We start from the raw sequence: 4,005 nt of genomic DNA, 5'->3' as shown, positions 1-4,005 counted from the left end.
GGGTCGGTTCGGCCGCCGCGGCCCGCGTCGCGGTCCACGGGGGATCGGACTGCGGGGAGCGCGCCGTGTCCTCGCCGCGCTTGGCTTGGTCGGCCGCCAGCAGGCGGGTCCGCTGGCCGCGCGGGGCCTCCAGCGCCGAACGCGGCGGCAGTTCCGTCACGGTGTGCACCGGCCCCTCGGCCCAGGAGCCCGAGTGCGGCTTGCGCCCGCCCCGACCGTCCCCGAGGACCTGCCAGCCCGCCGGGGTGAGTCCGATGTACGCCCCGCAGCGCAGTCCGTGCAGTGCGGACGCGTCCCGCAGCGCCCACATCCAGGCGCCGTCCTGCGCCGTCCAGCCGGGTGCGCCGTCGCGGCAGCGCAGCAGTAGGGCCGTCCGGGTCGGCTCGGGCAGTCGCAGGTCGTGCGGGATGATCCGGCGCAGGTTCGCCAGCAGCGCGTTGCGGTGCTGCCATCCGTCGGTGTCGTGCGGCCAGGGGGTGAACGAGGCCGAGGCGGCGAGGTGGTGGAGCGCGTCCAGGACGGCGACCACGACGGTGCCCGGCTGGGGCAGGTGGCGCTGGTGCAGTTCCACGACGAACTCGCGCGGGTCGCGCAGCAACGGGATCCTCGAGGCGGTCCAGGTCTCCAGGTCCAGCACCCGTCTGGGTTCCGGGCTCCCGGAGAAGGGATTCTGACCTCGGCCGATACCGTTGATCACGATCCTCCTTCCTGGCCCGTGGGCAGGCGGGTGCCTGGGTACGCCGAAGGGCGGGTCCAGCGGACCGGATTTCGGGTACCCCCCAATTCTCGGGGCATCGGGGGCGGAGCGGCAACGATGAAATGATGAACGCCATCCGATAGCCCATGGTCTGCCGGATATGTTCCACAGTCGCCCGAACGCCGTGGAGGTGCCGCCGAGCCTTGATCCACAACGCCCGGAGGGCAGGGTGAGCCGTCATCGGCACGGTGACCACTCCTTTCTCGGGCCGTTCGACCGGTGTGATCGAAATCGCTTCGCTTGATCCTTTCTGTTGGGCCATTCGAGTGAACGAGAGGGCTCCTTCGCCGGTTTTCCGGCGTCGGGTCACCCCTGCACGGCCAGCACCAGCGGCAGCACCGCGCTCGCCCCCGCCCGGCGCAGCAGCCGGGCGGCCACGGTGACCGTCCACCCCGAGTCGACGAGGTCGTCCACCAGCAGCACCGGCCCACCAGCGGCCGCCACCGCCTGCTCGACCTCCGGTGGCAGGACCAGCGCGCCGGCCAGCGAGTGCAGCCGCTGGGCGCTGTTGCTGCGGGCGCCGTGCGGGGGCAGCCCGCCGGCGTACTCGATCCGGCCGAGCAGCGGCAGCCGCCCGATCTCGGCGATCCGCGTGCCCAGGCTGCCGACCAGCCGGGGCCTGGCCGAGGAGGCCATCGTCACCACGCCGACCGGCCGGTCCAGCCGGGCTCCCTCCGTGGTCACGGGCCCGGCCCAACCGCCCGGACCGCGGGCCCAGTCGGCGAGCACCGCCACCAGGGCGTCCACCGCCTCGCCGGGCACCGGCACGTCCGGCGCCTGCTCGGCGAGCAGGGTGCGCAGCCGGTTGCCCCAACCGATGTCGGACAGTCGGCCGAGCGCACGGCCGGTCTCCGCCTGCTCGCCCGCCGGGATCCGGCCCTTGAGCGGCACCCCGAGCGCGTCCATCCCGGTCGGCCAGAGCCGTCGGGGCTCGAAGCTCACGCCCGGGCGGCCGAGCGCGGCCCGGGCGGCGGCCAGCGCCTCGGCGGAGACGTCCGGGGTGTGCAGCGGCCCCGCGCAGTTGTCGCACCGGCCGCACGGCGCGGCCTCCTCGTCGTCCAGCTGGCGGCGCAGGAACTCCATCCGGCAGCCGGTGCCCGCCGCATAGTCGCGCATCGCCCGCTGCTCCGCCTCCCGGGAGGCGGCGACCTTGGCGTAGCGGGCGGTGTCGTACTCCCAGCTCTGGCCGGTGGCCGTCCAGCCGCCCTTGACCCGGCGGACGGCGCCGTCCACGTCGAGCACCTTGAGCATGGTCTCCAGCCGGGCCCGGCGCAGGTCCACCCGGGGCTCCAGAGCGGCGGTGGAGAGCGGCCGGCCGGCCTCGGCCAGCGCGTCGATGGTGCGGCGCACCTGATCCTCCGGGGGGAAGGCCAGCGAGGCGAAGTAGCGCCAGATCGCCTCGTCCTCGCGCCCGGGCAGCAGCAGCACCTCGGCCCGGTCCACTCCGCGCCCGGCCCGGCCGACCTGCTGGTAGTAGGCGATCGGCGAGCTGGGCGAGCCGAGGTGCACCACGAAGCCGAGGTCGGGCTTGTCGAAGCCCATGCCGAGCGCGGAGGTGGCGACCAGCGCCTTGACCCGGTTCGCCAGCAGGTCGGCCTCGGCGGTGCGGCGCTCGGCGTCCTCGGTGCGGCCGGAGTAGGAGGCCACCGGGAAGCCGCGTTCGCGCAGGAAGGCCGTCACCTCCTCGGCGGCGGCCACCGTCAGGGTGTAGACGATGCCCGAGCCGGGAAGCCGGTCGAGGTGGTCGGCCAGCCAGGCGAGGCGGTGCGCCGGGTCGGGCAGGGAGAGCACGCCCAGGGTGAGGCTCTCCCGGTCGAGCGGCCCGCGCAGCACCAGGGCGTGCTCGTCGGTGGTGCCGGTGCCGAGCTGCTCGGCGACGTCCGCGGTGACCCGGGCGTTGGCGGTGGCGGTGGTGGCCAGCACCGGGACGCCGGGCGGCAGGTCCGCGAGCATGGTGCGCAGCCGGCGGTAGTCGGGGCGGAAGTCGTGCCCCCAGTCCGAGATGCAGTGGGCCTCGTCGACCACGAGCAGGCCGGTGGAGGCGGCGAGCTCGGGCAGCACCTGGTCGCGGAAGTCCGGGTTGTTCAGCCGCTCGGGGCTGACCAGCAGGATGTCGACCTTCCCGTCGGCGACCTCCTCCTGGATCGCGGTCCACTCGTCGGTGTTGGCCGAGTTGATCGTGCGGGCGTGGATGCCGGCCCGGCCGGCCGACTCGACCTGGTTGCGCATCAGGGCGAGCAGCGGTGAGACGATCACCGTCGGCCCGGCGCCGCGGGCCCGGAGCAGGGCGGTGGCGATGAAGTAGACGGCGGACTTCCCCCAGCCGGTGCGCTGGACGACCAGGGCGCGGCGGTGGTCGACCACGAGGGCCTCGATGGCCGTCCACTGGTCCTCGCGCAGGGTGGCTCCGGGGCCGGCGAGCTCGCGCAGGACGGCCTCGGCCCGCGCCCGGACCTCGGCGCGGTCGGCGGTGGCGGTGGTGTGGATGTCGGGCTGCTGCATGGCGTCCATGTAACCCCGTACCGCCGACAAGCGACGAATGCCGGGGAGCGGAGACGGGGGAAGGCGGGATGTATTTCATCCGCTGATCCGCTGAACGGCGGTCAAAATCCACTCGCGGGAGGGAGTGTCGCCTGCTCCGAATGAGTGAGGGAAAATTCGGGGGCGGAGTTATCCACAGGAAAAGAGTCGGTTCCGACATCGTTCGCGGATTGCGTCCACTCTTGCGGCCATGAACGCGATGAACAACGAACACGTCATTCTGTCCCTCGGACCGGCCTCCGACCACCGGCAGGTCGTCATGCGCGGCCCGGCCGACATGGCCGAGCTGCTTCCGTACTTCCTGGGCTTCTACCCCGACGACAGCATCGTCGCGGTGGGGCTCCACGGCCCCGGCCTGCACCAGGGAGGGGTGATCCGGGCGGACCTGCCGCGGTCGCCCGCGCAGTGGCCGGCCGCGGCGGAGGAGACGGCCGCCCTGCTGGTCGCCCTCTCCGAGCGGCACGGCGCCCGGCCGCTCCAGGTGCTCCTCTACCTCTGCCAGGACCGCGGTACGGCCCACACCCCGCCGGTGGTGGACGGGCTGCGGCCGCTGGCGGAGGCCCTCCGGGCGGCCTTCGGGCGCCGGGGCGTGGCCGTCAAGGAGGCGCTGTGCGTCTCGGACGGCCACTGGTGGTCCTTCCTCTGCCGCGGCGACGGGTGCTGCGACGCGGCGGGCAATCCGGTGCGGCGCAGCCCGGAGCCCGGTC

Annotated in this window: 3 protein-coding genes; 1 reads left to right on the top strand and 2 read right to left on the bottom strand. The window is 74.0% G+C overall.

Annotated features, from left to right (window positions below):
• Both AE652_RS36925 and AE652_RS36920 read right to left on the bottom strand, forming a co-directional pair.
• On the bottom strand, positions 1-700 hold a 700-nt coding region (locus AE652_RS36925), incomplete at its 3' end, for a hypothetical protein (protein WP_369808365.1).
• 363 nt (positions 701-1,063) lie between these two features.
• Complete coding sequence (locus tag AE652_RS36920) at positions 1,064-3,259, bottom strand: RecQ family ATP-dependent DNA helicase (protein ID WP_107086636.1); 2,196 nt, start codon at positions 3,257-3,259, stop codon at positions 1,064-1,066.
• A 229-nt stretch (positions 3,260-3,488) separates the two neighbouring features.
• Between AE652_RS36920 and AE652_RS36915 the strand changes: the two genes are divergently transcribed.
• Positions 3,489-4,005: DUF4192 domain-containing protein (locus tag AE652_RS36915; protein WP_049659513.1), on the top strand; the 517-nt coding region annotated here is incomplete at its 3' end.

This window comes from Kitasatospora sp. MY 5-36, from assembly GCF_001182915.1.
Classification (GTDB): domain Bacteria; phylum Actinomycetota; class Actinomycetes; order Streptomycetales; family Streptomycetaceae; genus Kitasatospora.
The sequence above is the reverse complement of the archived record's forward strand: the minus strand, read 5'-3'. Positions and strand labels throughout refer to the sequence as shown.